Here is a 25864-nt window from a genome sequence, read left to right as displayed (position 1 = left end):
ATCAGGCACATAGCGCCTGCTCTGTTGCAGAGTCAGCGCCACCTCAGCGATCCGCCAGCCAGCGGGCACGCAGCTCGCCATGGTTGAGGGCCAGCCACTGCAGGGCGATGACCGAGGCCGCATTGTCGATGCGTCCCTCTTTAAGCCAGGCGTAGGCCTGTTCGCGGCTCACCACGTGCACCCGGATATCTTCGCCCTCATCAGCCAGACCGTGCAGTCCCTCGGCCTTGCTGGCATCCACCTCGCCCACAAAGACCTCGATCCGCTCGGTGCTGCCGCCCGGGCTCACCAGATAGCTGATGGCATGCTCGCAGCGGGCAACCTCGATCCCGGCCTCTTCTACCGCTTCGCGACGCACCACCGCCTCGGCGGTCTCGCCTTCGTCGATAATGCCAGCCACCAGCTCCAGCAGCCAGGGGGTCGGGCTGGTCTCCATGGCACCGATACGAAACTGCTCCACCAGCACTATCTGGTCGCGCACTGGATCATAGGGCAGCAGCGCGGCAGCATGGCCCCGCTCGAACAGCTCGCGCACGATGGGTTGGTTCCAGCCGCCTGCAAATAACCGATGCTGCAAACGATAGACATTCACCTTGAAGAAGCCGTTATATCCTGCTGATTTTTCAATGATTTTCACATCATCGGCGGCGTAATGCCGATCTTGCGGCAAGGGTTGCTGCGACATCCGGGGCTCCCGTCAGCTTGACTTGTATCAGTTTGACCATAAAATCCGAGGAACATGAATGAACGTTCATTCACTCGGCGTGCCATGGTAATGAGGGGTGGATTTTAGCAGCCACAGACCATTTGGCTAGGCGCGCGGGGAGAAAACTGCGTCCGGTTCTTGACGTTCCCGTCACCGGACCTGAGACTCTTAGCATTAAATTTTGCTTATAGTAGAGTGATTAAGCTGCAATCAAGCTTGGTCGGTGACAATATTTGCCTCTCCAGCAACCAGTTTGGGTTACTACATAAGGTTAAAACGATCTATGAAAAGAACACTTTTGTCAGTCATGGTGTTGCTGGGCGTCAGTGCCGGTGCCCATGCCGAAAACCTGCTCGACATCTACCAGCAAGCCCAGATCAAAGACCCGCAGTTGCTGCAGTCCAAAGCCGTTCGCGACCAGGCCTTCGAGAAGATCAACGAATCCCGCGCCCCTCTGCTGCCCCAGGTCGATCTGGGTGCCGGGCTCAATTATCTGCAAAACAAGAACGATACCCAGAGCAATACCAACGCCAAGGGTGAAGTGACGCTGTCGCAATCCCTCTATCGTCGCAGTAACTGGGTCAATCTGGATATCAGCGAGAAGCAGGCTACCCAGTCTGATGTTGCCTACAACCTCGAAATCCAGAACCTGATGGTGCGCACCGCCAAAGCCTACTTTGATGTGCTCAAGGCGATGGATACCCTGGAGTTCGTCCGTGCCAACAAGGTTGCCGTAGAGCGTCAGCTGGAGCAAACCCAGCAGCGTTTCGAAGTGGGCCTGACCGCCATCACCGACGTCCATGAAGCCGAAGCCTCCCGCGACCAGGCGCTGGCTGACGAGATCAATGCAGAAAACTCGCTGGACAACAGCTACGAGACCCTGCGCGAGCTGACCGGTATCGATCACCGCAATCTGGACGTGCTGAACACAGATCGTTTCAGCCCGCAGAAGACCGCCTTCGGCTCCGACAAGTGGCTGGAGCTGGCGCTGGACAAGAACCTGCAACTGCACAGTGCCCGCATCAGCAAGGACATTGCCAAAGAGCAGATCGATCTCGCCAAGACCGGCCATGAGCCGACGCTGGATCTGGGTGCCGGACTGCAAACCAGCAATACCGATTACAAGCTGGATAGCATTCCGGGCGGCAATGACAATCAGGCCAATATCGGTCTGACCTTCAAGCTGCCCATCTACAGCGGTGGCGCCACCAGCTCCAAGGTGAAGCAGGCTCAATACAACTACGTAGCGGCCAGCGAACTGCTGGAGAAGAACTTCCGCTCGGTGCAGAGCACAGTGCGCTCCTCCTACAACAACGTGAACGCCAGCATCGGCTCGGTGCGCGCCTACAGCCAGTCTGTGGTCTCCGCCGACAGCGCCCTGAAGGCGACCGAAGCCGGTTACGAAGTGGGTACCCGTACCATCGTCGACGTGCTGGACTCCACTCGCAAGCTGTACGAGGCCAAGCAGAAGCTCTCGGAAGCCCGTTACAACTACATTCTCAATATCCTGAGCCTGAAACAGGCTGCCGGTATTCTGGAAGCGCAGGATCTGGTGGAAGTAAACCAGGGCCTGATGCCTGCCACGGCAAAAGCCAAAGGCTGATAGCCGCTATCGGACATGAAAAAGGCGACCGCAAGGTCGCCTTTTTGTTATCCGTATTTCGGTCGGATTGCAGCCGCTGATAGTGAGCCCCGCCAGATTGCGGGGCCAGTAGCGCGTTAGCCGCGCTCGCGGATCGTCTTGATGATGTCGGTGGTGGAGCAGCCATCCTCGAAGTTGAGAACGCGCACCTCGCCACCATTGGCGGTCACTTCGGCGTAACCGGCGATATCTTCCGGCTTGTAGTCGCCGCCCTTGACCAGCAGATCCGGCAGGATCTCGGCGATCAGGCGCTGCGGGGTATCTTCACCAAATGGCACAACCCAATCCACCGCGCCCAGCGCAGCCAGCACCGCCATGCGGCGCTCGGTCGGGTTGACCGGGCGACCCGGCCCTTTCAGACGGCGAACCGACTCGTCGGTGTTGACCGCCACGATCAGGCGATCCCCCAGCTTGCCGGCGTTGGCCAGATAGGAGACGTGACCGGCGTGCAGGATATCGAAGCAACCGTTGGTCATCACTACCTTCTCGCCGCGCAGACGGGCGGCACGAACCGCCACTTTCAGCTGGGCTTCAGACATGACGCCAAAGCCGGTCTCCTGCTCGGTATAGAGGGCGTTGGCCAGCTCGACCGGGCTGACGGTAGAGGTACCCAGCTTGCCGACCACGATACCGGCAGCGGTATTGGCCAGTGCGCAGGCTTCGTCGAGGCTCTTGCCTGCCGCCAGCGAGGTGGCGAGGGTAGAGATGACGGTATCACCGGCACCGGTCACATCGTAAACCTCGTGGGCCTGAGCCGGCAGATGCAGCTCCGGCTGACCTTCGCGGATCAGGGTCATGCCGTTCTCGGAACGGGTGACCAACAGGGCATCCAGCTCGAAACGCTTGACCAGATCCAGCCCCTTGGCGACCAGCTCCTCTTCGCTCTTCACCTTGCCCACCACGGCCTCGAATTCGGACATGTTGGGGGTCAGCAGGGTGGCGCCGCGGTACTTCTCGAAGTCGGTCCCCTTGGGGTCGACCAACACAGGAATACCGGCGGCACGGGCGCGCTGGATCATGCCGGGCACGTCGTTGAGAGCACCCTTGCCGTAGTCGGAGAGGATCATCACGTCGCTGTTTGGCAGCGCCTGCTCAACCTTGCTCATCAGCAGGGTGGCATCGACGGAGTGGAAGGGCTCTTCAAAGTCCAGACGCAGCAGCTGCTGGTTGCGGGACAGCACCCGCAGCTTGGTGATGGTCGGGAAGTCGGCCAGACGAACGAAATCACAGGCCACCTTGACGCCAGCCATCTGGCCAGCCAGCGCATCGGCAGCCTCATCCTGACCGGTCAGGCCAAGCAGCACGGCATGAGCGCCCAGCGCAGCGGAGTTGAGGGCCACGTTGGCCGCGCCACCGGGACGCTCCTCAATGTGTTCAACCTTGACCACGGGCACCGGCGCCTCGGGGGAAATCCGACCGGTAGGGCCATGCCAGTAACGGTCCAACATGACATCGCCAACGACCAGCACGCGGGCTTTTTCAAAATCGGGCAGGGTGATCTTCATCTGTATCGACTCTCAAAACCTGAAAAATCAGCGGGCGATTTTATCACACTCTTTTATCCGGTGTAGAAAAAGCCGACCGCGGTTGCCGCCGCTGTCACGCTAACCAGACGCGGGTTACCCCTCTGACCAGCACACAGCCATTCGCCCCCGCCCCCCCTTTTCGGCTAGAATCCCCCGATTGTGTTTGCGAACAAGAGATTAGCCATGGCCCACGACAACGCTCCCCGCCTGGAGCCCCGCCTGTTTCATCCCCGTTACTGGGCCAGCTGGTTCGGCCTCGGCCTGCTCTGGCTGCTGACCCTGCTGCCGTGGCGTAGCCAGATGTGGCTGGGCCGTCAGCTCGGTCACCTTGCCGCCAAAGTGCTCAAGTCACGGGTGAAGATTGCCCGTCGCAATCTGGAGCTGGCGCTGCCGGAGCTGACTCTGGCCGAGCGCGAGAAGCTGCTCAAGCAAAACTTCGAGAGCGTGGGCTGCGCCGTATTCGAGGTGGGGATCGCCTGGTTCTGGCCAGACTGGCGGATGCGCAACCTGATGAAGGTGGAAGGGGAAGAGCACGTCATCGCCGCCATGGAAAAAGGTCAGGGCATGCTGCTGCTCTCCTGCCACTTCCTGACGCTGGAACTCAACGCCCGCTGTTTCGGGCTGGTACGCCCCGGCGTGGGGGTATATCGCCCCAACACCAATCCGGTGCTGGAGTATGCCCAGTACCACGGGCGCTGTGCCTCCAACAAATATCTGGTGGACCGGATGGATGTGAAGGGGATGATCAAGGCGCTGCGCAACGGCGACGCCCTCTGGTATGCACCGGATCACGACTACGGCAGCCACGCCAGTGTGTTCGTGCCTTACTTCGCGGTAGAGCAGGCGGCCACCATCACCGGCACCGCCACGCTGGCGCGGGTGAAAAATACCGTCACCCTCCCCTGCTACAACATCCGCACCAGCGAGGGTTACACCCTGCATATCGGGGCGCCGCTCGTCGACTACCCCAGCGGGGATGACATGGTCGATGCCGCCCGCGCCAACCGCGAGATTGAAGCCGCCGTACGCAAGGCGCCGGAGCAGTACATGTGGCTCCATCGCCGCTTCAAGACCCGCCCCTCCCCCGAGGATGCCGGCTTCTACTAAGCCGCAGCCCCGACAGGGCTCAGATCGCAAAAACCGACAAACCGCCTGCTGGCGGTTTGTTTTTATCTGCAGTCTGGCCTGCGCGGCAAACAAGCGCCCCGAACATCTGCCGCTCGATAGCATCCTGCATGTTGGCGCCCATTCCCATCAGCCAGCAGCAAAAGAGCCCTCATCACCGACCGTAAAAACTGAAAGCGGGTTACAAATTTATTGATTCATTGGTAAGCAATGGAGTGTTTCGATAGATCCATCGTCACTACCCGCTGATGAGTAATTGAGTGATTTGTCCCATTCGAATACAAAAACTGAATTTGTGATGCAAATCACCTTTGAACGAAGGAGCGGCAAAGCTGAACTGGTGATCTAAATCACAAAAAATGGTCATTCAAAACAGAAAAGATCGAAATGTAGCCGAATTACAGCATGGGAATGTGATGTGGGTCACTGGTTATGGAGGGGGTATCGCCGGGTATCTGAGAGCTGGATCACAAGACACCCCGTTTTCAGCCTAATTTGATCGCAAGCTGGTAGATTGAAGTTGCTTAGACGACCGGGATGGAGGTTCGGCAAAACCGGCCATCCCGACTACCACTTTTAATCAAACAGGCTTAAAACGGGGTCCCGACATGTTATCACCGGATACCAAAGTCAAGATACAGAATTTTGGACGCTTCCTGTCCAATATGGTCATGCCCAACATAGGCGCCTTTATCGCCTGGGGCTTTATCACCGCCCTCTTCATCCCCACCGGCTGGCTGCCCAATGAAACCTTGGCCAAGCTGGTCGGCCCCATGATCACCTACCTGCTGCCGCTGCTGATTGGCTACACCGGCGGCAAACTGATGGGCGGTGAGCGCGGCGGCGTGGTCGGTGCCATCACCACCATGGGTGTCATCGTGGGGACCGACATCCCCATGTTCATGGGAGCCATGATGGTCGGCCCGCTCGGTGGCTGGGCCATCAAGCGCTTCGACAAGGCGATGGACGGTCGCGTCAAGAGCGGCTTCGAGATGCTGGTCAACAACTTCTCCGCCGGCCTTATCGGCATGCTGCTGGCGATCCTCGCCTTCTTCGTGATTGGCCCCTTCGTCAAGGTGCTCTCCGGCCTGCTGGCCGGTGGTGTCGGCTTCCTGGTGGACAACCACATGCTGCCGCTCACTTCCATCTTCGTCGAACCGGCCAAGATCCTGTTCCTCAACAACGCTATCAACCACGGCATCTTCTCGCCGCTGGGGATCCAGCAGGCGACCGAGCACGGCAGCTCTATCTTCTTCCTGATTGAAGCGAACCCGGGCCCGGGCATGGGTGTGCTGCTGGCCTACATGGTGTTCGGTCGTGGTGCGGCCAAGCAGTCCGCGGCTGGCGCCTCCATCATTCACTTCTTCGGCGGCATCCACGAGATCTACTTCCCGTATGTGCTGATGAACCCGCGCCTCATTCTGGCGGTGATCGCCGGTGGCATGACCGGGGTCTTTACCCTGACCCTGTTCAACGCCGGTCTGGTCTCCCCTGCCTCACCGGGTTCCATCTTCGCCGTGTTGTTGATGACGCCGAAAGCCTCCCTGATCGGGGTCGCCCTCTCCATCATCAGCGCCACTCTGGTCTCTTTCCTGGTCGCCGCCGTGTTCGTTCGCGCCCAGCAGCCGGAAGCTGACGAGGCCGATGCCCTCGGTGAAGCCACTCGCAAGATGAAAGCCATGAAGGGCGGCAAGCCCGAAACCGCTGCGGCCAAGAAGCCGGGCGGCGAACTGATGGCGGTACGCAATATCGTGGTCGCCTGCGATGCGGGCATGGGCTCCAGCGCCATGGGCGCCGGCATGCTGCGCAAGCGGGTGCAGGCCGCAGGGCTCGATATCAGCGTCACCAACCGCGCCATCGATCAGCTCGACGATCAGGTGGACTGGGTCATCACCCACAAGGATCTGACCGAGCGGGCCCGTCGCCATGCGCCGAACGCTCACCATATCTCGCTCACCAACTTCCTCGACAACGGCCTCTATCAGGAGCTGGTACAGAGCCTGAGCCGCGCCGCCAACGATGATGTCGCCAACCCGCAACTGCTGGTGGCGGCCAACGACGACAGCTACGAGCCACAGGCAGCCGAAGTCTTTACCCTGAGCCGTCATGACGTGCATCTGGGACTGAAAGCGGACAACAAGGAGGCCGCCATCCTGACCGCAGGCCGACTGCTGGCCGAGCGCGGCTACGTGGCGCCCGACTACGTCAACGCCATGCTGGAGCGGGAACAGCTGGTCTCCACCTACCTCGGCGAATCCATTGCCGTGCCGCACGGCACCATCGCCGCCAAGGAGTTTGTGAAGCGTACCGGCATCGTCATCTGCCAGTACCCGGCCGGGGTCGCCTTTGGCGAGGCTGCCGATGAGGTAGCACGGCTGGTGATCGGTATCGCCGCCCGCAACGACGAACACATGCAGGTGATAACCCGCCTGACCAATGCACTGGATGAACCCGGTCTCATCGACCGGCTGGCCAGCACCACGGATCCCCAGGCCTTCCTGGATCTGCTGGGTGCCGAACAGGCTGCGTAATCATCTTTCATCGTCTTTGGTTCAAGAGGTTAATATCATGAAAACATTGCATTTTGGTGCTGGTAACATCGGTCGCGGCTTTATCGGCAAAGTGCTGGCGGATGCCAGCCATCAGGTCACCTTCGCCGACGTCAACGACACCCTGATCGATCAGCTCAACCACCGCCAGGAGTACAAGGTCCATGTGGTGGGAGCGGATCAGAAGCTGGACGTGGTGCGTAACGTGGCAGCGGTCAGTTCCGCCGGTCACGAGGTGATCGCCCGTATCATCACCGCCGATCTGGTCACCACCGCCGTCGGCCCCAACATTCTGGACAAGATTGCCAGTACCCTGGCCAAGGGGCTGCAAGCTCGCTTCGATGCCGGCAACCTGACACCGCTGAACGTCATCGCCTGTGAAAACATGGTGCGCGGCACCAGCCACCTCAAGCGGGAGGTACTCAAGTACCTGCCGGTCGCGTATCATGCCACGCTCGAATCCTGTATCGGCTTCGTCGACTCGGCGGTGGATCGCATCGTGCCGCCCGCCGCGGCTGCCAACGATGACCCGCTGGAAGTGACGGTCGAGAGCTTCAGCGAGTGGATCGTCGACCAGACCCAGTTCAAGGGGGAGCTGCCACAGGTAGCGGGCATGGAGCCCACCGACAACCTGATGGCCTTCGTCGAGCGCAAGTTGTTCACCCTCAACACCGGCCACATCGTCACCGCCTACCTCGGCAAGCTGCGGGGCTATCGCACCGTGCGCGAGGCGATCGAAGATCCGGTGATCCGCAGCAAGGTGCGCCGCGCCATGGAGGAGAGCGGTGCCGTGCTGGTGAAACGCTACGGCTTCGACCCGCGCCTGCACGCCGCCTACATCGAGAAGATCCTGGCCCGCTTCGCCAACCCCTATCTGGTGGACGAGATTGACCGGGTCGGTCGTCAGCCGCTGCGCAAGCTGGCGGCGGGAGATCGACTGGTGAAGCCGCTGCTGGGCACCCTGGAGTACGGCCTGCCCAACGAGCAGCTGCAGGAGGGGATCGCCGCGGCGCTCCACTATCGCAATGCCGATGACCCGCAGGCGGTGGAGTTGCAAGCCCTGCTGGCGGAGCTTGGCCCGGCCAAAGCGCTGGCCCGCGTCACCGGACTGGATGAAGAGAGCGAGGTGGTTCGCGCCATCGTCGCCCGTTACGAAACCCTGTAATGACCCTGCTTGCGGCGCATTCAGCCACCACTGATAGCGCGCCAAGCGCTTGAATGGCAAGGGAATGTGCCCCATATGATAGAAACCGGGAGAGAGGCCCACTCTCTCCCTGTCAGCTGGACCCAATGCACCTATGACCAAACACCAGGAAGATGAAGTACTGGAACGACTGAATGAGCAGGATGGCCCCCGCGGCTTCTTTCTCGAAGCCGTGACCATCCTGGAAGAGGCGGTCGACTCCCTGATGCGACGCGCGTTCCGTCAGGAGGAGTATGCCGTCAAATACGCCATCGAACCCCTGCTCAACCAGAGCGGCCCCCTCGGCCAGCTGGAGGTGCGCCTCAAGCTCATCTTCGCCCTCGGCCTCATCTCCCTCGAGCGCTATCAGGATATCGAAGCCTATATCAAGATCCGCGACTTTCTGGTGCGCGACCCCAAGGATTACCGCTTCAGCGACAAGCCGATCCGCGATCTGCTCGACCGCCTGCACGGGGTCAATCAGGGCGGCATGATGAAGCTGGAGCCCCCCGCCAGCGAAGAGGATTGGGCCTTCTACCAGATGCAGCTCAACCGGCTCGATCAGATGGTGCGCTCCGCACTGGTACTGACGCTGGCCGACTGTGTCGGCGAGCTCCACAAGGAGAGCCCCATCTAATCCGGCCCCAAGGCCACCCCATCACCACGGTTGGCGTCTGGCTGGCGCCCTGCACACCACCGCCAGCCACCATGACGCCGACTGTCGCACATCTCCCCATACCGGCCATGACGCACGCTCCTTTGGGTGTCAATCTGACCAACTTAGCCACTACACTAGCTCCATACTCACTGCCTGAATCGAGGTCTGCATGATTGCCCTCTCTCTGGCCGGGATCGCCCTGGTCTCCGTACTGGCCCAATGGCTCGCCTGGTCGCTGCGGGTGCCCGCCATCTTGTTTCTGCTGCTCACCGGCCTGACTCTGGGCCCGGTCAGCGGCCTGCTCGACCCCGATGCCCTGCTCGGGGATCTGCTGTTTCCGCTGGTCTCCCTGTCGGTAGCCATCATCCTGTTCGAGGGGGCGTTGACCCTTCATCTGGCCGAGCTCAAGGGGATCGGCAAGGTGGTGCGCAATCTCTGCTCCACCGGCATGCTGGTCAGCTTCGCCGTCATCGGCAGCGCCGGTTACTTCCTGCTGGGGCTGGACTGGCGGGTCGCCACCATGCTCGGCGCGGTACTGGTGGTAACGGGCCCGACGGTGATCGCCCCCATGCTCAACGTGATCCGCCCCACCCGGGAGGTGGACCGCATCCTGCGCTGGGAGGGGATCGTCATCGACCCTATCGGCGCCCTGTTTGCGGTGCTGGTGTTCGAGGCGGTGCGCCTCGGCAGTCAGGGGGATCTCATCGGCCACACCCTGCTGGCTCTGGCCAAAACGGTGGGGGTCGGCTCTCTGATCGGCGTAGTGGCAGGCTGGCTCACCACCCTGCTCATTCGCAAGGACTGGCTACCGGTCAGCCTGCACAAGTTCGGCGTGCTGGCGCTGGTGCTGGTCACCTTCAGCCTCTCCAACTGGCTGAGCCACGAGTCCGGTCTGCTGGCGGTGACCGTGTTCGGCATCTGGCTCGCCAATCAGGAGGGGCTGGATCTGGAGGAGGTGCTGGCGTTCAAGGAGGATCTCGCGGTCATCCTTATCTCCAGCCTGTTTATCCTGCTGGCAGCGCGCCTCGATCTGGCCCAGCTCTGGCAGCTCGGCCCCATGGTGCTGGCGCTGCTCTGCGTGGTGCAGTTCGTGGCGCGCCCGCTCTGTATTCTGGTCTCGACCTGGGGCTCGGATCTCTCCTGGCGAGCTCGCGCCCTGCTGAGCTGGATCGCCCCGCGCGGCATAGTCGCGGCGGCGGTCAGCGCCTCGTTCGCCATCAGCCTGCATCAGGCCGAGATCCCCGATGCCGACAAGCTGGTGCCGCTGGTATTTGCGGTGATCATCTCCACCGTGGTGTTGCAGAGCCTCACCTCGGCACCGCTGGCCAGCCTGCTCAAGATGCGCCAGAGCGCCCCCAATACCTGGCTCATCATAGGGGCCAACTCGGTGGCGCGAGCCATAGGCCGGGCGCTGGCGGATCAGGGGGTGCCAGTGCAGCTCTGCGATCCCGCTTGGGAGTTCTGCAAACAGGCGCGGATGAGCAACCTCCCCTGCTATTTCGGCAACCCCCAGTCGGAACATGCCGAGCTGCACCTGCCGCTCACCAGCATCAGTACCGTGCTGGCGCTCTCCCCCAACCGCCACAACAACGCCCTCGGGGTGCTGCACTTTGCCCACCTCTACGGTGAGGAGCAGGTCTACTCCCTGCGTTCCAGCGAGCAGCACGGCAAGGCCAACCGGGAGAGCGCCACCTTTCGCGCTCGCCAGAACCTGTTCGGCCCCGACATCAACTATGCCCGGCTGAGCGGCCTGTTGAGCCGGGGTGGCCAGATCAAGGCGACCCGCCTGAGTGAGGCATTCGACTGGGCCCAGTATCAGACCGCCAATCCCGGCGCCATCCCGCTCTTCATCATGGATGGCAAGGGCAAGCCCCAGATCGTTACCGGCCCCGTCACCCCGCAGGCGGGTGAGCTGCTGATCGCCCTGCAACCGCCCAGAGAACAGGGCGCCGAATGAGCGAAGCCAACCACAATCCGCTGATCGCCCCGCTGCTGGTGCTATTGCAACAGGCGGCGGGCAGCTACAAGGTGCATGAACTGATGGCTGCTCTGCGCCAGCAGGGGGCAATTCCGGTACTGGCCGACGATGAGCAGTTGCAGCTGTTTCGGGTCAACTTCCTGATCATGAACGCCCTCTACCAGTTGCAGGCCGAGCTCTGGCAAGAGGGATGGTGGCTGGTGATCAGCACCCTGGATATCCGGCTCGAACCGCTGGCCGAGAACCTACAAACCAACCACGGCTTTGCCCTTGGCGAAAATCTGCGTAGCTACTATCTCGACTGGCAGGTGTTCTGGCAGACCGACCGTGCAGAAGTTGAGGCCCTGCTCAACCGCTTCTGGCGCGCTTATGACGGGGGGGGGCACAAAGCCGAGGCGCTGGCCCTGTTCGAGCTGAATGAGGGGACGAGTCAGGAGATAATCCGCCGCCGCTGGCGGGAGCTGGCACTGCAACACCATCCGGATCGGGGCGGCAATGCAGAGACCTTTATCCGCATCCGCTGGGCATGGGAGGTCCTGCGGGGATGATCCCGTTGCCGCATATAAAGGGCAGGCATAGACTGGAGCTGGATATTCCCCACAGGAGAGCATCATGACAGTCAGTGAACTTCGTAAGCTCTATCAGCAACAGATCCTGCAAGAGGCCGAAATACTCCACGATGTGGCCATTCCCGGCTGGCTCATCGAATTCAGAGGCAAGGATGGCGCCCTCTACGAGCTGACCGACACCCTCGGCTGCCCGGTCAGTTTCGGCACCGTCGAGCAGGCCCGCGAACATCTGCATCAGGTGGCCGACTGCCCGGTTCAGGTGGAGCACCTCTACCGCTTCTTCGAACGCTAGCGCCACCCACCACACACTAAAAAGGCTCCCGAGGGAGCCTTTTGTTATTCCGGTTGCTTTCTATTCCGGTTGCAGCGGTTCCGCCACCTTGCCCTCCAGCTTCCTGACCGGCTTTTGCAGGATCAGGTTGGCCGGATAGGTTACCAGATCGCCGTTGTCATCACGTACCCGCACATAGAAGAGACCGATCTCGGTGATGACGCCGGTGACCGAATCATCTTTGTCGAGGATGCGGATCCGGTCGCCAATCTTGTAGGGGAAGGCAAAGAAGATGGTGATGCTGGCGGTGATGTTGGAGAGGATCGACCACTGGGCCACCATGGCGACCCCCAATACCGCAAAGAAGGAGGAGGCGAGCACCACCAGTCGGGAGAAGTCGAGCCCCCATACCCCGGCCAGCACCAGCAAGGTGGCGCAGCCGAGCAGGAAGTGGAACACATGGGCCACGTAGAGCACCCGGTTCTCGCTCACCTGCCTGCTCTGGCCAAGCGCCAGCAGGCTCTTGTGAATAAGCCGCCGGATCAGGGTATGACCCAGCAACAGCAGCAGGGTCAGGCCAATTGATTGCCACATGGGTTATGCCTCCTTACCACCAGCGCCGATGCTTGAGCCAGATAGCCAGCCCGCTTGCCAGCGCCACCAGCGAACCGCAGAAGACCCAGAAGGCGGTCGGATTCTCGGCACCGGGGATACCGCCGAGGTTGATGCCAAACAGACCGGTCAGGAAGCTGGCAGGTAAAAAGAGCAGCGCCATCACCGACATCTGGTAGGCGCGGCGGTTGGTCGCCTCTGCCATCAGATTGTTGATCTCGTCTGCCAGCACGGCGGTGCGAGCCACCCCGGCATCGAGGTCATCGAGCCAGCGCCGCAGCCGGTCGGCGATATCGAGCAGACGACGGCGGTCATCCTCATCCAGCCAGCTGATCTTCTCGTTGGCAAGGCGCGCCACCAGATCCCGCTGGGGGGAGAGGTAGCGGCGGATCATGATGAGCTGCTTGCGGATCAGCGCCAAGCGGCCATTGGCGGGCATGTCGCGCATCAGAACCATCTCCTCCAGATCGAGGATCTTGTCGTGCAGCTCCTCGACAAACTCCCCCGCCCGATCGGTCAGGGCATCGCAGATCTCCACCAGCCAGTCGGCCGGGGTATCGGCGCCGCCCCCCAGCTTGAGCTGGTTGAAGACATCCTGCTCGGAGAGCAGCGGACGACGACGGCTGCTGATGATGAGATCCGGGGTGATGAAGATGCGCAGCGCCACCATCTCTTCGGGCCTGTGATCCTTGTTGTGGTTGATGCCGCGCAGGATCAGCAGCACCGTCTCCCCCATCCGCACCAGCTTGGGACGATTGCTCTGGCCGAGCAGCGACTCCCTGGCCGCCTCGCTGAGCAAGGGGGTCTGCAACAGCCAGCGCGCCGAATCGGGATTGCCGTAATCCAGATGCAGCCAGCCGGGATGTGCCGCCGGGACTTCGCTTCCCGCCGTCAGCGGCGCCATGCCACCCTTGCCATCCAGGGTCAGGGCATAAATCACTTCACCGGGCACCCGATCCATTTCGTCTCCTTCTCGTTTCATGTGCTTGCCCCAGCTTACACCAAAGGTTGAGCCGACTCAGCCCCGCGCCGGGAAGGGGAGGCCTGTGTTAACATGGCCGCTCTCGTTTTCCATCTGCTTTCACTACAGGAAACCATGCCATGCCCATCTGGGTTGATGCCGATGCCTGCCCCATTCCGGTCAAGGAGATCCTCTACCGTGCCGCCCACCGCGCCCAGGTCGTCACTACCCTGGTGGCCAATCAGGGATTGCGGGTGCCCCCCTCGCCCTTCATCAAAACCCAGCAGGTGGAGAAGGGATTCGATGTGGCAGATCATGTCATCGCCCAGCAGGTTCAGCCCGGCGATCTGGTGATCACCGGCGATATTCCCCTCGCCTCCTGGGTGATCGATGCCGGTGGCGAGGCGCTCAATCCCCGCGGCGAGATCTACACCCGCGAGACCATCAAGGCGCGGCTCGGCATGCGCAACTTTATGGAAGAGCTGCGTTCAGCCGGCGTGCAGACCGGCGGCCCGGCCCCCTTCAATGCCGCCGACAAACAGCGTTTTGCCAACGCCCTCGACAAGTGGCTGGTCAAAGGCAAGCTGTAAAGAGACCCTAAAGGCGCCCAATATGGGCGCTTTTTCGCCGTAACATCCTGATTTTTAAAATAAGAGCTGACCACAACCGTCAGGCTGGTAAGATGCGCCGCCATCTTGTCCACGCCGTAATCATCATGACCGCCCAAGGGCACCTGCTCTTCTCCGTTACCTGCACCCTGATCGCCCACAAACTGCAGCTCACTCCGGCGCTGGCCGATGCCAGCCTGTGGCAGACCATCCCTGCCGCGCTGGCCAGCGCCCTGTTGCCCGACCTCGACCACCCCAAATCGGTGCTGGGGCAGCGCCTGCCGTGGATCTCGAAACCTCTGTCGCGGCTGTTCGGCCATCGCGGCTTCACCCACAGTCTGCTGGCGGTCGCCGCCGCTGTCTGGGGGCTGAACCAGAGCCTGCCGCCGGGCACCCTGCCCATGGGGGTCAAGGATGCGCTTATCGTCGGCTACCTCAGCCATCTGCTGGGGGACTGGCTCACCCCGGCGGGCATTCCGCTCTTCTGGCCCATCAAACGCCGTTACCGCCTGCCGGGCTGGCCGCTGCGCAGTGGCGGCGCCATCGAAACCGGCTTTTGCACCCTCACCCTGCTGGTTGCCGGCTGGTGGTGCGGCTGGCGGCTATGAGCCAGAAACAAAAAAGCCCCTGACGAGGTCAGGGGCCCAAGCAGTGGCGCGAACCACTAGAGGATCAGATCATGATGCCAGCGATAACGGCAGAGAGCAGGCTGACCAGGGTAGAACCGTAGACCAGCTTCAGACCGAAGCGGGAAACCATGTTGCCCTTCTCTTCGTTCAGCGCTTTTACCGCACCGGCGATGATGCCGATGGAGCTGAAGTTGGCAAAAGAGACCATGAAGATGGAGAGGATGCCGACGGTGCGCGGAGAGAGCTCGGCAGCCACCTTGCCCAGATCCATCATCGCCACGAACTCGTTGGTCACCAGCTTGGTCGCCATGATGGAGCCCGCTTGCAGCGCTTCACCACTCGGGATACCCAGGATCCAGGCGATCGGGTAGAAGAGGTAGCCCATGACGAACTGGAAGTTCACGCCAAATGCCATCTCGAACAGGTAGTTGATCAGGGCGATCAGGGCGATGAAGCCCACCAGCATGGCACCCACGATAACGGCAACGGTGAAACCGGCCATGATGTACTCGCCCAGCATCTCGAAGAAGTTCTCTTTCTTCGGGGTGTGGTGCTCGTCACCTTCGGCAATGGCCTTGATGTCGGTCACGGAGTTATCCGGCTCGTAGGGGTTGATCAGAGAGAGCACGACGAAGGTACTGAACATGTTGAGCACCAGCGCGGCAACCACGTAGCGCGGCTCGATCAGCTGCATGTAGGCACCGACGATGGACATGGATACAGTGGACATGGCAGTCGCAGCCAGGGTGTACATCTGCTTCTCGTTCAGGTGCGGCAGGATGTTCTTGAGGGCGATGAAGTTCTCGGACTGGCCGACGATCATCGAGCTGATGGCGTTGAAAGATTCCAGCTTGCCCATGCCGTTGATCTTGGCCAGCACGGTACCGATACCGCGGATCACCAGCGGCAGCAGACGGATGTACTGCAGAATACCGATCAGCACGGAGATGAAGACGATGGGCATCAGCACCATCAGGAAGAAGGAGAAGGCCCCTTCGTTGACCAGACCACCGAACACGAAGTCGGTACCCTGTTTGGCAAACTCCATCAACTTGGTGAAGCCGGCCGCGAAGCCCCCCACCACCGCCAGACCCACTTCGGAGTTCAGCATGAACCAGGCCAGCGCCAGTTCGACCACCAGCAGTTGGCCGATATAACGCAGCTTGATCTGTTTCCAGTTGTGGCGGTTAGCCAGCAGAGAGAGAGCGAGGACCATCACCAGTCCGAGCACAAAGTGAACGTATTCCATACCTGTAGCACCTGAGTAAATTGTAATTTTTGACCGGCGCCATCATAGACATTTGCACATTTAAAAATCAGATAGCCATCACAATCCCGCGCAATATTCTGGAGGCGGGATAATACAAACGTTTTTAAATTAATTGTGCAATGAACTGATATTAATCGCGCAACATGGAAATATAAATTCCTTTAAAAACATCGAACTGGGTAAGGTTGGCGCCGTTTTCATGTTCTTTGAAAATATTTCATCAGCATTTTTGCAACATTCCCTATGGCGCAATAACTACTCGTGGAATATTTTCCAGCCATTATATTAAAACACTGAAAATAGAAAACGTTTATCCGCAATAAATAATTAGATGAGTGTTTGAAAAATAGTCCTTATCGCATTGTCGGTGCTCGTCCGCGATCGGTTTGGCAACAAATGAACCTTTCATGGCCCCTCGTGGCCAGCCGTTCAAAAATCCGCCACATCCGGCGCCACATTCTGGTATGATGCGCGGCCTTAGCGCTCGCGCATCCCCGTTTTCTCCGAAATAGAGTCCTTTTGTGAACAACAGCGAATTTAGCAGCCTCAATCTCTCCCCCGCCCTGCAAGAGAACCTCACCAGTCTGGGTTACCTGCAGATGACCCCGATCCAGGCCCAGAGCCTGCCCCTGGTGCTCGATGGCAAAGACCTGATCGCCAAGGCAAAAACCGGCAGCGGCAAGACCGCCGCCTTCGGCCTCGGCCTGCTGGCCAAGCTCAACGTCAACCGCCTCGAAGTGCAGGCGCTGGTGCTCTGCCCGACCCGCGAACTGGCGGATCAGGTGGCTCAGGAGATCCGTCGTCTGGCGCGCGCCCTGCCCAACGTCAAGCTGGTGACCCTGTGCGGCGGCACCCCGACCGCACCGCAGTCCGCCACCCTGAGCTTTGGTGCCCACATCGCCGTCGGTACCCCGGGTCGTATTCTCAAGCATCTGGAGCAAGGCACGCTGGAGCTCTCCGGCCTCAAGACGCTGGTGCTGGATGAAGCGGATCGCATGCTGGACATGGGCTTTGGCGAAGATATCAACCGGGTCATCAGCTATGCCCCCCAGCAGCGTCAGACCCTGCTGTTCTCCGCGACCTATCCGGAAGGGATCGCCCAGATGAGCCGCGGCGTGCAGCGCAATCCGGTCGAGGTGAGCGTGGAGTCCCTGCACGAGGGGAGCGCCATCGAACAGAAGCTCTACGAAGTGCCTGCCGGTCAGCGCCTCGACGCCCTCACCTGGCTGCTGAGCCACTACCAGCCCAGCTCCTGCGTGGTGTTCTGCAACACCAAGCGCGCCTGCAACGACGTGGCCGACCATCTGGCCGCCAAGGGCTTCTCGGCGCTGGCGCTGAACGGCGATCTGGAACAGCGCGAGCGGGATCAGGTGCTGGTGCGCTTTGCCAACGGCAGCGCCACCATTCTGGTGGCCACCGATGTGGCGGCCCGCGGCCTCGACATCAAAGAGTTGGGCGCCGTCATCAACTACGAGCTGACCTATGATCCCGAAGTGCACGTGCATCGCATCGGTCGTACCGGTCGTGCCGGCCAGCAGGGTCTGGCCCTGAGCCTCTATCAGCCGAACGAGGCCCAGCGCGTCAACTTTATCGAAGAGTACCAGCAGGCTCCGATGCCGCTGGGTGATCTCGACAGCATCGGCCGCGACATCAAGCCGATCGCCCCGCAGATGGTGACCCTCTCCATCGATGCAGGCCGCAAGACCAAGGTGCGGGCCGGTGACATTCTGGGTGCCCTGACCGGTGAAGGCGGCATTGCCGGCGCCGACGTCGGCAAGATCCAGATCTCCGAGCAGTACTCCTACGTCGCGGTGAAGCGCAGCGTGGCGAGCGCCGCCCTCAAGCGGTTGCAGGAAGGCAAGATCAAGGGTCGCAGCTACCGCGCCCGCAAACTGGGCTAAGGTTTTTTGCAAGCCGTTAGCCAGACCACAGGCGCCTGACAGGCGCCTGTTTCATATCTCCGATGCCGCCATGCGGCAAGACAGGCACCATGACCCAAGCAATCCAAACCGATGTGAGTTGCCAGAACTGCGAAGCCTGCTGCTGCCGCCTCGAAGTGATGCTCTTTACCGATACCGGCGTGCCGGACCGTTATGTACTGGAACGGGATGGCGAGATACCGGTCATGCGCCGGCTGGACGACGGCTGGTGCGCCGCCCTCGACCGCAACACCATGATGTGCCGTATCTACGAGGTGCGGCCGCTGATCTGCCGTGAATTCGAAATGGGTGAACCCGACTGCGTTGACGAGCGGGACAAGTGGTTTATCAAGCTGGATTAACCAGGCTCCTCGAATACACTCACCACGATGATGTGCCCCATCCATGTACGAGGTGCGGCCGTTGATCTGCCGCGAATTCGAAATGGGTGAACCCGACTGTGTTGACGAGCGGGACAAGTGGTTTATCAAGCTGGAGTAAACCCGAGCCAACCAGAATGCGGGGTCGTCAAGCGCTCGCAGGTTCACAGGGAGCTGTGTTGAGCTGCTCCCCCAGCCACTGGATGGCCGCTGCCTCCTGCTCGAAGTAACGCACCGCCCGAAACTGCAGATCCTTGAAGATGTTATCCGCCAGATAGCGCTTGAAGCCCCCCACGAAGACCACCGCCAGAAACTGACAGCCGCTCTCGGCACACCAGCCAAACTGGCGACGAAAACGGGCCAGCACCTCGGGCCCGGCCGCTTCAAACTCGGTCGCGACCTCGACAATCCCCCAGGGGCCATCCATCAATCCGGCCAGTTCGTGACGAAAGCGCGCCTCATAGGCCATGGCACCAGCCAGATTGAAGGGGCCACTCGGGCGGCAGATCAGCATCTGGCCCCTGCGCTCCATGTCGAATTGCCCATGTGGCTGCATGACTGCACCCATTCCGTTACCACCACCATCGCCTGCAAATTGTTACCACAAGGTAATAATTTATAAGGAAAAGTCCAGCAGCAAACAGGCTTTCCCCAAAGCGTGATCATCCTATCCTGCAAACCGTCTACACCTCATGTTACCGACATCCCGCACTGAATCGATATCAAGATGTGCGATTGCAGTTAACGAAACGTTACTGCTATTATCCGCGCCGCCACAAACATTCCACCAACCGAAAGGTTTAGCGCCCCAACAAGGATGTGCAATGAAAAACAGGGACTCGAGTCATTACCAACGGATCTGGCGCTGGCACTTCTACGCCGGTCTCTTTGTCGCCCCTTTCCTGATCCTGCTGTCACTGACCGGGATCGTCTATCTGTTCAAACCCCTGCTCGACAACCTGATGTACCCCGAGCTGATGAAGGTCGCTACCGCCAGCCAGACCCTGAGTGCCGACCAGCTGCTGGCCAAGGCGATGATGACCATGCCCGATGCCAGCCTGCGTAAATACCTGCCGCCTGCCGCACCCGACCAGAGCGCCCAGTTCATCGTCAATCAGGGGGATCGCGAGCTGACCCTGTTTATGGACCCCGCCAGCGGCGCCCTGCTCGGCACCATGGACAACAAGTGGAATCTGCAAGCGGTAGCCCGCGCCCTGCACGCCGACCTGCTGCTCGGCACCACGGGGGATCGGCTGATCGAACTGGCTGCAGGCTGGGGGCTGGTACTGCTGCTGAGCGGCCTCTACCTCTGGTGGCCACGCAAGGGGCCTGGGGTGGGCGGCATCCTCTGGCCCAGGGTGAGCCAGCGCGGCCGTCTCTGGTGGCGGGATCTGCACGCCGTGGTCGGCTTCTGGGGCGCTGGTTTCCTGCTGCTGTTGCTGTTGAGCGGCATGACCTGGACTGGCTTCTGGGGCGATCAGTTTGCCGCAGTCTGGAACCGCTTCCCCGCCACCATGTGGAACGAGGTGCCCAAGTCGGCACCGCTGGCCCGCACTCTGAATCAGGCCCATGAGCAAACCGTCCCCTGGGCGGTTGAGAACACTCCCATGCCCAGCTCGCAGCCGGTTGATGAGGGGCACGATCACGGCGCCATGAACCACGGCGAGCACGAGGGAATGGTGATAGCCAGCCAGCGGATCCCGCTACAACAGGTGGTGGATATTGCCACTGCCCGAAAAGTGAGTCCGGGGTACAGCATCACCCCGCCGGTCGGCACCACCGGTGTCTATACCATCGCGATCTTTGCCGACGATCCGCGCAACGACGCCACCCTGCATATCGATCAATACAGCGGCAAGGTGCTGGCCGATGTGCGCTGGCAGGATTACGGCCCGGTCGCCAAAACGGTGGAGAGCGGCGTCATGCTGCACATGGGCAAGCTCTACGGCTGGCCCCATCAGCTCGCCATGCTGCTCATCTGCCTGATGGTGCTGGCCAGCGCCGTGAGTGGTCTGTGGATCTGGTGGTACCGTCGTCCGCAGGGCCGTCTCGCCGCGCCGCCGCTGCCTGCCAAACTCCCGCCGATGCGAGGTGCCATCACCCTGCTGATCCTGCTGGGCATTGCCTTCCCGCTGGTGGGCGCCTCGCAGGTCGCCATCTGGCTGCTGGATACCCTGCTCTTCTCCCGCCGCACGCTCAAAGTGGCGCGCGCCAGCTAAACCGGCCAAAACCAAAAAGGGCTCCCATCTCGGGAGCCCTTTTCATTGTTCGCCTTGGCGAGCTGCGACCAGCGGTCAGGAGAGCGCTAACCCGATGGAGAGCAGCAGGCTGAACAGAAACGCGCTGATGGCGGTCTTCTTGAGGGAACCGGTCAGCACCTCGCCATCGTAGCTTTCGCGAAGAGTCTTGGCCGCATCGCTGAGAGGCTTCATGGCGGGCAGGAAGATCCACGGCCAGAAACTGGCGGGCTGGATCAGGATAAAGGCGATGGTCGCCAGCAGCGCTGCCCCCAGCAGTACCCAGTGATAGGCGATGGCGCGATTGCGGCCAAGGCGCACTGCCAGGGTGATCTTGCCGCTAGCGGCGTCGGTCTCAATGTCGCGCACATTGTTGATATTGAGCACGGCGGTGGCCAGCAGGCCACAGGCGGTGGCAGGCAATAGCAGATCCCACTCCAGCGTCTTGGTGAAGAGGTAGTAGGAGCCGAGCACCCCCAGCAGGCCGAAGAAGAGGAACACAGAGATATCGCCAAACCCGCGATAGCCGTAAGGGGTCTTGCCGACGGTGTAGGTCACCGCCGCGACAATGGCCGCACCACCCAGCACCACAAATGCCAAAATCTGCAGCCACTGACCGCCGAAGGCACAGCCCAGCAGCAGCAGGCCACTGGCCACCGCCGCCAGCGCAGTCAGCCCCATCGCCACGCACATCTGCTTTTTGGTGATAAGACCGGAGACCACCGCCCGCTGCGGGCCGATCCGCTCGCCGTTGTCGGCGCCGGAGACCGCATCGCCGTAATCGTTGGCCAGATTGGAGAGGATCTGCAGCAGGATGGCGGTCAGCAGCGAGAGCGCCATGATGGTGCCATCGAAGGCACCACGACTGGCAGCCAGCCCCGAGCCCAGCAGGATGGAAGAGCAGGCGAGCGGCAATGTTCGCAAACGCGCCGCCAGCAACCAAACAGAGAAGGTATTTGTCATTTTGTGATGGCCAAACAATCGGATATTGATCGTGTTAAGGGTTATCGAACCGGATTTGGGTATACTTGGCCCCGGAGAGTGAAGCTCCCGCGGGCGATTTACATGGACGAATGGGCAGATAATATATAGGAAATCATCGCCCTTTGGCATAAACCTACGGCATCCAGCTACCGGATCGCTCGTTACTACCCGGCTCAGACAAGAATCCATGTTGGCTCAGACCCATATCAAGCAACAACTGGACGCCCTGCGTCACAGCAACGTCAGCGGCTTCGTACGGTTGCGAGTAGCGATCGAAATCCGCTCCTTTCTGGGCTGGCTCGCGGCGCAAACCCTCTATCCCCGCATCTACTGGCAGGCCCGTGGAGAGGCTCGTCCCGAGTATGTCGCGCTGGGCGCCATCCATGAACTGACCGAACCGCACGCCATCAAGCAGGTGTGCACTAACACAGCCAACCAGCATCATGACGACAGCCCTCGCTACTATGGCGGACTGGCGTTCGATCCGGCCCAATCCGGCTGGCAAGGGTTTGGCCCCTGCCGTTTCGTGCTGCCCCGCATCGAGCTGGTGCGCCGTGGCGAGTGCGTCAGTCTCTGCCTCAACCTCTGGCTGGATGAAAACAATCTCGAGGCCGAACTGCAGGCGGCCGAAGCCGCCCTCGATGCCCTGCGCCCGGAAGCCCCGCTGCCCGCCCTGCAAAAGCAGCCCTGGCAGCGACAGGATTGCCCCGGCCCCGCCCAGTGGCAGACGCTGGTTGAGCGAGTCACTGCCCCCGATTTTCAGGCCCACACTCCCAAGGTGGTGCTGTCGCGGGAGAGCATGCTGACCAGTCCGAACCACGATGCAGATATCAATCCCTGGGCCATGCTCGACCAGTGGGCCCGCCACGCCCAGGACTGTTTCCACTTCGGTTTTCAATTCTCCCCCGAGCAGGCCTTTATCGCCTGCTCCCCCGAGCGGCTCTACCGCCGGGAAGATCGCCACCTCTTTACTGAGGCGCTGGCGGGCACCATTCGCCGCTCCGGCGATGAAGAGGTGGATGCCCAACTGGCCGCCGAGCTACTGGCCGACAGCAAGAACCGGCTGGAGAACCGGCTGGTACATGCCGACATCCTCAGCCGACTGGCGCCACTGACCCACGATGCCACCCTGACCGAGCCGCGCATTCTCAAACTGCGGCTGCTGCAACATCTCAAGTGCGATATCGAAGCCGAGCTCAAGCCCGGGGTCTGCGACTGGCAGTTGCTCGACGCCCTCCACCCGACGCCGGCGGTGGGCGGTGCCCCGCGCGAGGCGGCGCTCGCCTTTATCCGCGAGTTCGAACCCTATGATCGGGGCTGGTACGCCGGTGCTTGCGGCATGCTGAGCCGGGAGACCTCGGAGTTCTCGGTCGCTATTCGCAGCGCCCGCATTCAGCCGGGCAGCGTCACCCTGTTTGCCGGTGCCGGCATTGTCGCCGGTTCCGAGCCTGTCGCCGAGTGGGCCGAACTCGACAACAAGATCGCCAATGTGCTCTCCCTGCTGGGATAGTCATTCACCCTTTTCACGCTACGAGAGCCCCTATGCCCACCCGTAAAGAGCCTGCCAGCGAAGAGTTTGCCTGCACCCCGTTTTCGAGCCAGCACGCCACCTTCAACCACGTCTGGTCCTCCCTCTTGCTGGAGGAGCTCTTTCGCCTCGGGGTGCGCGACATCGCGCTGGCCCCCGGCTCCCGCTCCGCGCCGCTGACCATGGCCGCCGCAGCGCATCAGGGCTTTCGTCGTCACCTGCACTTTGACGAGCGCGGTCTCGGCTTTATGGCACTGGGGCTGGCCAAGGGGAGCAACCGGCCGGTGGCGGTGATCATGACCTCGGGCACCGCGGTAGCCAACCTCTGGCCCGCAGTGGCTGAGGCCCAGCTCACCGGCGTGCCGCTGATTATTCTCTCCGCCGATCGCCCTCACGAGCTTATCGACAACGGCGCCAATCAGGCGATCGACCAGCAGGGGATCTTCGGCCGCTACCCCGTCTATCAGCAGAACCTGCCGAGCCCCACCCCTACCATTCCGGCGGCGTTTGTGCTGAGCTCGGTGGATCAGGCGCTGGCCAAACAGGCGCTCACCCCCGGGGTGGTGCACTTCAACTGCATGTACCCCGAGCCCCTCTACCCGGGCGAGCACTATCAGAATTTCTCCGACTATCTGGCCCCCCTCGGTGACTGGCTCGGCTCGCGCAAGCCATGGAGCCCGTGGCAGCAAAACGCGCCGAGCTGCCCCCCTCAGGCGGAGTGGGAAACCTTTCGGCAACAGCGCGGCATCGTTGTAGCTGGCCGCATTACCGACCCGAATCAGGCACAGGCCGCCGCCGCGCTGGCGGAGCAACTTGGCTGGCCGCTGCTGGCAGACCTGCAGAGCCAGATCCGCTTCGATAGCCGCAACCTCATCCATATGGATATGGCGCTCAACGACCCTGAATTCGTCACCGAGCTGGGCCGTGCCGAGGTGCTGCTGCAATTTGGCGCGCGACTTGTCTCCAAGCGGCTTGGCCAGTTCATCAAGCACCATTCATGGCAGGATTACTGGCTGGTGGATCCGCAACCGGCGCGGCTCGATCCCGACTACCGGCTGCGCAACCGGCTGCTCTGCAGTGCCAGCGCCTTTGCCGCCGCCCATCCGGTCACCACACAAGCCCCTTGGCACACATTGGCCAAGCTGCAACACAACGCCAGCCAGCAGATCGCCGCTGCCTGCGAGCACTTCTCCGAGCTCGGAGTCTGCCATCGCCTCAACCGCCTGATCGAAGGGCAACTGTTTGTCGGCAACAGCATGCCCGCCCGGCTGATGGATATGCTCGGTGACACGGGCAAGGGGCCGAGCCGGGTGATGACCAACCGTGGCGCCTCCGGCATCGATGGTCTGATCGCCACCGCTTACGGTTTTGCCCAATCGGTCGAGCAAGGCAGCGATGAGCCCACCACTCTGCTGCTTGGGGATCTCAGCGCCCTGCACGACCTCAACAGCCTCGCCCTGCTTGGCAAAGCGAGCCGACCGCTGGTGGTGATCCTGCTCAACAACGATGGCGGCAGCATCTTCCGTATGTTGCCGGTGCCCACCGAAGGGGAGCTGCTGGAGAGCTACTACCGGCTGCCCCACGGCCTCAGTTTTGAACATGCCGCCGCCATGTTTGGCCTCGCCTATCGTGCGCCGACCACCCTGCCCGAGTTCGAGCGCGATTACCGCACCGCCCTCCAACATGGCGTTACCTTGATCGAGATCCGGGTACCGAGCGAGCAGGTGGCCGATGATCTCAAGGCGCTGGGGGCCGCCATCCGTGGCAAATAAAGATGCCAATGTGCCGCTGGTGCTGCTGCACGGCCTGCTGGGGGATAGCGGCGACTGGCAACCGGTGATCAACCGGCTGCCCGCCATCCGCTGCATTGCCCTCGACCTGCCGGGTCACGGTCAGCATCGCGATCTCAACGTCAGCGACTTTGAGCAGAGCCACCAGTGGCTGGTCACCGAGCTGGCCAGCCGCAACATTGAACGCTATCTGCTGGCGGGTTACTCGCTGGGTGGGCGACTGGCCCTCTATCACGCCAGCCGCAAGCCCGCCGGGCTGCGGGGGCTGCTGCTGGAGAACTGCCACCCGGGGCTACCAGACAATGAGCGGGCCGCCCGCATCCAGCACGATGAACAGTGGGCGCAGCGCTTTGAGCGTGAGCCCCTGGCTGACGTGCTGGCAGACTGGTACCGGCAAGGGGTGTTTGCCGATCTTGACGATGCGGCCCGGGCCAGCCAGATCGCACGCCGCCTTGGCAACGACGGTCAGGGCATCGCCACCATGCTGCGCGCCACCTCGCTAGGCAAGCAGCCGGATCTCGCCCCCTGGCTCATGGCGAGCCAGCTGCCGGTTACTTATGTGAGTGGCAAGCGGGATCACAAATTCCATCAGCTGGCTTGCCAGCTGGCGAACCAGGATCGCAGAATCAACCACTTGGTGCTGGATGGCGGCCATAATCTGCACGCCCATCAGCCTGATAACTTCGCCCGACTCCTCGCGGAGTGGGTCAACCAACAAGAAGAGACGAGTCATGATTGA

At 61.4% G+C, this 25864-nt stretch carries 23 protein-coding genes and 1 pseudogene; 17 read left to right on the top strand and 7 right to left on the bottom strand.

Annotation, left to right across the window (positions count from 1 at the left end):
* Positions 1–43: 43 nt before the first annotated feature.
* Complete coding sequence (gene nudF, locus AB5Z05_RS17160; protein WP_005335901.1) at positions 44–685, bottom strand: ADP-ribose diphosphatase; 642 nt, start codon at positions 683–685, stop codon at positions 44–46.
* A 304-nt stretch (positions 686–989) separates the two neighbouring features.
* Here nudF and tolC point away from each other — a divergent pair, with 304 nt between their 5' ends.
* On the top strand, positions 990–2309 hold the full coding sequence (gene tolC, locus AB5Z05_RS17155) for an outer membrane channel protein TolC (protein WP_368152342.1): 1320 nt from the start codon (positions 990–992) through the stop codon (positions 2307–2309).
* 116 nt (positions 2310–2425) lie between these two features.
* On the opposite strand, the gene hldE is transcribed toward tolC, so the two are convergent.
* Entirely contained in the window at positions 2426–3853 is a 1428-nt protein-coding gene (gene hldE, locus AB5Z05_RS17150; protein WP_005335903.1) for a bifunctional D-glycero-beta-D-manno-heptose-7-phosphate kinase/D-glycero-beta-D-manno-heptose 1-phosphate adenylyltransferase HldE, read from the bottom strand.
* A 204-nt stretch (positions 3854–4057) separates the two neighbouring features.
* On the opposite strand from hldE, the gene lpxL reads away from it, so the two are divergent.
* The 7 genes from lpxL (at position 4058) to AB5Z05_RS17115 (ending at position 12228) form a co-directional block, all read left to right on the top strand.
* Positions 4058–4981: an LpxL/LpxP family Kdo(2)-lipid IV(A) lauroyl/palmitoleoyl acyltransferase gene (gene lpxL / locus AB5Z05_RS17145; RefSeq protein ID WP_368152341.1), complete on the top strand. Its 924-nt coding sequence runs from the start codon at positions 4058–4060 to the stop codon at positions 4979–4981.
* A 626-nt stretch (positions 4982–5607) separates the two neighbouring features.
* Positions 5608–7530 carry a PTS mannitol transporter subunit IICBA gene (locus tag AB5Z05_RS17140; RefSeq protein ID WP_076493337.1) on the top strand — a complete coding sequence of 641 codons (1923 nt, stop codon included), beginning with the start codon at positions 5608–5610 and terminating at the stop codon, positions 7528–7530.
* Between the two features lie 37 nt (positions 7531–7567).
* The gene (locus AB5Z05_RS17135; RefSeq protein WP_005363105.1) at positions 7568–8713 is read left to right on the top strand and encodes a mannitol-1-phosphate 5-dehydrogenase; all 1146 of its coding nucleotides are present in this window, start codon (positions 7568–7570) and stop codon (positions 8711–8713) included.
* Between the two features lie 133 nt (positions 8714–8846).
* The gene (locus AB5Z05_RS17130; protein ID WP_201933605.1) at positions 8847–9368 is read left to right on the top strand and encodes an MltR family transcriptional regulator; all 522 of its coding nucleotides are present in this window, start codon (positions 8847–8849) and stop codon (positions 9366–9368) included.
* Positions 9369–9558: 190 nt separating this feature from the next.
* Positions 9559–11346: a sodium:proton antiporter gene (locus AB5Z05_RS17125; protein WP_201933608.1), complete on the top strand. Its 1788-nt coding sequence runs from the start codon at positions 9559–9561 to the stop codon at positions 11344–11346.
* Entirely contained in the window at positions 11343–11915 is a 573-nt protein-coding gene (locus tag AB5Z05_RS17120) for a DNA-J related domain-containing protein (protein WP_323915069.1), read from the top strand. Before AB5Z05_RS17125 ends, AB5Z05_RS17120 begins: the two co-directional genes overlap by 4 nt.
* Positions 11916–11979: 64 nt before the next feature.
* Complete coding sequence (locus AB5Z05_RS17115) at positions 11980–12228, top strand: hypothetical protein (protein WP_005363113.1); 249 nt, start codon at positions 11980–11982, stop codon at positions 12226–12228.
* A 60-nt stretch (positions 12229–12288) separates the two neighbouring features.
* Here the strand turns inward: AB5Z05_RS17115 and AB5Z05_RS17110 are convergent, their stop codons facing one another.
* Complete coding sequence (locus AB5Z05_RS17110; RefSeq protein WP_005354921.1) at positions 12289–12801, bottom strand: mechanosensitive ion channel domain-containing protein; 513 nt, start codon at positions 12799–12801, stop codon at positions 12289–12291.
* A gap of 13 nt (positions 12802–12814) precedes the next feature.
* Positions 12815–13780: a zinc transporter ZntB gene (gene zntB / locus AB5Z05_RS17105; protein WP_005341467.1), complete on the bottom strand. Its 966-nt coding sequence runs from the start codon at positions 13778–13780 to the stop codon at positions 12815–12817.
* A 140-nt stretch (positions 13781–13920) separates the two neighbouring features.
* On the opposite strand from zntB, the gene AB5Z05_RS17100 reads away from it, so the two are divergent.
* Both AB5Z05_RS17100 and AB5Z05_RS17095 read left to right on the top strand, forming a co-directional pair.
* Complete coding sequence (locus AB5Z05_RS17100) at positions 13921–14370, top strand: YaiI/YqxD family protein (protein ID WP_005335916.1); 450 nt, start codon at positions 13921–13923, stop codon at positions 14368–14370.
* A gap of 125 nt (positions 14371–14495) precedes the next feature.
* A complete protein-coding gene (locus AB5Z05_RS17095; protein ID WP_031227918.1) occupies positions 14496–14996 on the top strand; it encodes a metal-dependent hydrolase in 501 nt (166 codons plus the stop codon).
* A gap of 64 nt (positions 14997–15060) precedes the next feature.
* On the opposite strand, the gene AB5Z05_RS17090 is transcribed toward AB5Z05_RS17095, so the two are convergent.
* Entirely contained in the window at positions 15061–16266 is a 1206-nt protein-coding gene (locus AB5Z05_RS17090) for a NupC/NupG family nucleoside CNT transporter (RefSeq protein WP_005363118.1), read from the bottom strand.
* Positions 16267–16808: 542 nt separating this feature from the next.
* On the opposite strand from AB5Z05_RS17090, the gene dbpA reads away from it, so the two are divergent.
* The 3 genes and pseudogenes from dbpA to AB5Z05_RS17075 all read left to right on the top strand — a co-directional run.
* Complete coding sequence (gene dbpA, locus AB5Z05_RS17085) at positions 16809–18188, top strand: ATP-dependent RNA helicase DbpA (RefSeq protein ID WP_005335919.1); 1380 nt, start codon at positions 16809–16811, stop codon at positions 18186–18188.
* An 89-nt stretch (positions 18189–18277) separates the two neighbouring features.
* Positions 18278–18568 carry a YkgJ family cysteine cluster protein gene (locus tag AB5Z05_RS17080; protein WP_005341481.1) on the top strand — a complete coding sequence of 97 codons (291 nt, stop codon included), beginning with the start codon at positions 18278–18280 and terminating at the stop codon, positions 18566–18568.
* A 24-nt stretch (positions 18569–18592) separates the two neighbouring features.
* A pseudogene (locus tag AB5Z05_RS17075) lies at positions 18593–18707 on the top strand (YkgJ family cysteine cluster protein); the annotation flags it as partial.
* Positions 18708–18734: 27 nt separating this feature from the next.
* Here AB5Z05_RS17075 and AB5Z05_RS17070 read toward each other — a convergent pair.
* Positions 18735–19142: a hypothetical protein gene (locus tag AB5Z05_RS17070; protein ID WP_201908173.1), complete on the bottom strand. Its 408-nt coding sequence runs from the start codon at positions 19140–19142 to the stop codon at positions 18735–18737.
* Positions 19143–19410: 268 nt separating this feature from the next.
* Between AB5Z05_RS17070 and AB5Z05_RS17065 the strand changes: the two genes are divergently transcribed.
* On the top strand, positions 19411–20805 hold the full coding sequence (locus tag AB5Z05_RS17065) for a PepSY-associated TM helix domain-containing protein (RefSeq protein WP_368152338.1): 1395 nt from the start codon (positions 19411–19413) through the stop codon (positions 20803–20805).
* Positions 20806–20880: 75 nt separating this feature from the next.
* Here AB5Z05_RS17065 and AB5Z05_RS17060 read toward each other — a convergent pair whose 3' ends face one another.
* Positions 20881–21786 (bottom strand): 1,4-dihydroxy-2-naphthoate polyprenyltransferase, encoded by a 906-nt coding sequence (locus AB5Z05_RS17060; RefSeq protein ID WP_005363134.1) that lies wholly within the window; start codon positions 21784–21786, stop codon positions 20881–20883.
* A gap of 208 nt (positions 21787–21994) precedes the next feature.
* Between AB5Z05_RS17060 and AB5Z05_RS17055 the strand changes: the two genes are divergently transcribed.
* The 3 genes from AB5Z05_RS17055 to menH are packed head-to-tail and all read left to right on the top strand — an operon-like array spanning position 21995 to position 25864.
* Complete coding sequence (locus AB5Z05_RS17055) at positions 21995–23317, top strand: isochorismate synthase MenF (RefSeq protein ID WP_005335930.1); 1323 nt, start codon at positions 21995–21997, stop codon at positions 23315–23317.
* 32 nt (positions 23318–23349) lie between these two features.
* Positions 23350–25107 (top strand): 2-succinyl-5-enolpyruvyl-6-hydroxy-3-cyclohexene-1-carboxylic-acid synthase, encoded by a 1758-nt coding sequence (gene menD / locus AB5Z05_RS17050; RefSeq protein WP_368152336.1) that lies wholly within the window; start codon positions 23350–23352, stop codon positions 25105–25107.
* On the top strand, positions 25067–25864 hold the full coding sequence (menH, locus tag AB5Z05_RS17045) for a 2-succinyl-6-hydroxy-2,4-cyclohexadiene-1-carboxylate synthase (protein WP_368152335.1): 798 nt from the start codon (positions 25067–25069) through the stop codon (positions 25862–25864). Before menD ends, menH begins: the two co-directional genes overlap by 41 nt.

This window comes from Aeromonas sp. R2-4 (assembly GCF_040908365.1).
Lineage (GTDB): Bacteria > Pseudomonadota > Gammaproteobacteria > Enterobacterales > Aeromonadaceae > Aeromonas > Aeromonas veronii.
This window is presented reverse-complemented; position numbering and strand designations above follow the sequence as displayed.

Bases quoted from the DNA above. Each gene is read 5' to 3' on its own strand.
- nudF (WP_005335901.1), bottom strand. From the start codon at position 685: ATGTCGCAGCAACCCTTGCCGCAAGATCGGCATTACGCCGCCGATGAT.
- tolC (WP_368152342.1), top strand. From the start codon at position 990: ATGAAAAGAACACTTTTGTCAGTCATGGTGTTGCTGGGCGTCAGTGCC.
- hldE (WP_005335903.1), bottom strand. From the start codon at position 3,853: ATGAAGATCACCCTGCCCGATTTTGAAAAAGCCCGCGTGCTGGTCGTT.
- lpxL (WP_368152341.1), top strand. From the start codon at position 4,058: ATGGCCCACGACAACGCTCCCCGCCTGGAGCCCCGCCTGTTTCATCCC.
- AB5Z05_RS17140 (WP_076493337.1), top strand. From the start codon at position 5,608: ATGTTATCACCGGATACCAAAGTCAAGATACAGAATTTTGGACGCTTC.
- AB5Z05_RS17135 (WP_005363105.1), top strand. From the start codon at position 7,568: ATGAAAACATTGCATTTTGGTGCTGGTAACATCGGTCGCGGCTTTATC.
- AB5Z05_RS17130 (WP_201933605.1), top strand. From the start codon at position 8,847: ATGACCAAACACCAGGAAGATGAAGTACTGGAACGACTGAATGAGCAG.
- AB5Z05_RS17125 (WP_201933608.1), top strand. From the start codon at position 9,559: ATGATTGCCCTCTCTCTGGCCGGGATCGCCCTGGTCTCCGTACTGGCC.
- AB5Z05_RS17120 (WP_323915069.1), top strand. From the start codon at position 11,343: ATGAGCGAAGCCAACCACAATCCGCTGATCGCCCCGCTGCTGGTGCTA.
- AB5Z05_RS17115 (WP_005363113.1), top strand. From the start codon at position 11,980: ATGACAGTCAGTGAACTTCGTAAGCTCTATCAGCAACAGATCCTGCAA.
- AB5Z05_RS17110 (WP_005354921.1), bottom strand. From the start codon at position 12,801: ATGTGGCAATCAATTGGCCTGACCCTGCTGCTGTTGCTGGGTCATACC.
- zntB (WP_005341467.1), bottom strand. From the start codon at position 13,780: ATGGATCGGGTGCCCGGTGAAGTGATTTATGCCCTGACCCTGGATGGC.
- AB5Z05_RS17100 (WP_005335916.1), top strand. From the start codon at position 13,921: ATGCCCATCTGGGTTGATGCCGATGCCTGCCCCATTCCGGTCAAGGAG.
- AB5Z05_RS17095 (WP_031227918.1), top strand. From the start codon at position 14,496: ATGACCGCCCAAGGGCACCTGCTCTTCTCCGTTACCTGCACCCTGATC.
- AB5Z05_RS17090 (WP_005363118.1), bottom strand. From the start codon at position 16,266: ATGGAATACGTTCACTTTGTGCTCGGACTGGTGATGGTCCTCGCTCTC.
- AB5Z05_RS17080 (WP_005341481.1), top strand. From the start codon at position 18,278: ATGACCCAAGCAATCCAAACCGATGTGAGTTGCCAGAACTGCGAAGCC.
- AB5Z05_RS17070 (WP_201908173.1), bottom strand. From the start codon at position 19,142: ATGCAGCCACATGGGCAATTCGACATGGAGCGCAGGGGCCAGATGCTG.
- AB5Z05_RS17065 (WP_368152338.1), top strand. From the start codon at position 19,411: ATGAAAAACAGGGACTCGAGTCATTACCAACGGATCTGGCGCTGGCAC.
- AB5Z05_RS17060 (WP_005363134.1), bottom strand. From the start codon at position 21,786: ATGACAAATACCTTCTCTGTTTGGTTGCTGGCGGCGCGTTTGCGAACA.
- AB5Z05_RS17055 (WP_005335930.1), top strand. From the start codon at position 21,995: ATGTTGGCTCAGACCCATATCAAGCAACAACTGGACGCCCTGCGTCAC.
- menD (WP_368152336.1), top strand. From the start codon at position 23,350: ATGCCCACCCGTAAAGAGCCTGCCAGCGAAGAGTTTGCCTGCACCCCG.
- menH (WP_368152335.1), top strand. From the start codon at position 25,067: ATGATCTCAAGGCGCTGGGGGCCGCCATCCGTGGCAAATAAAGATGCC.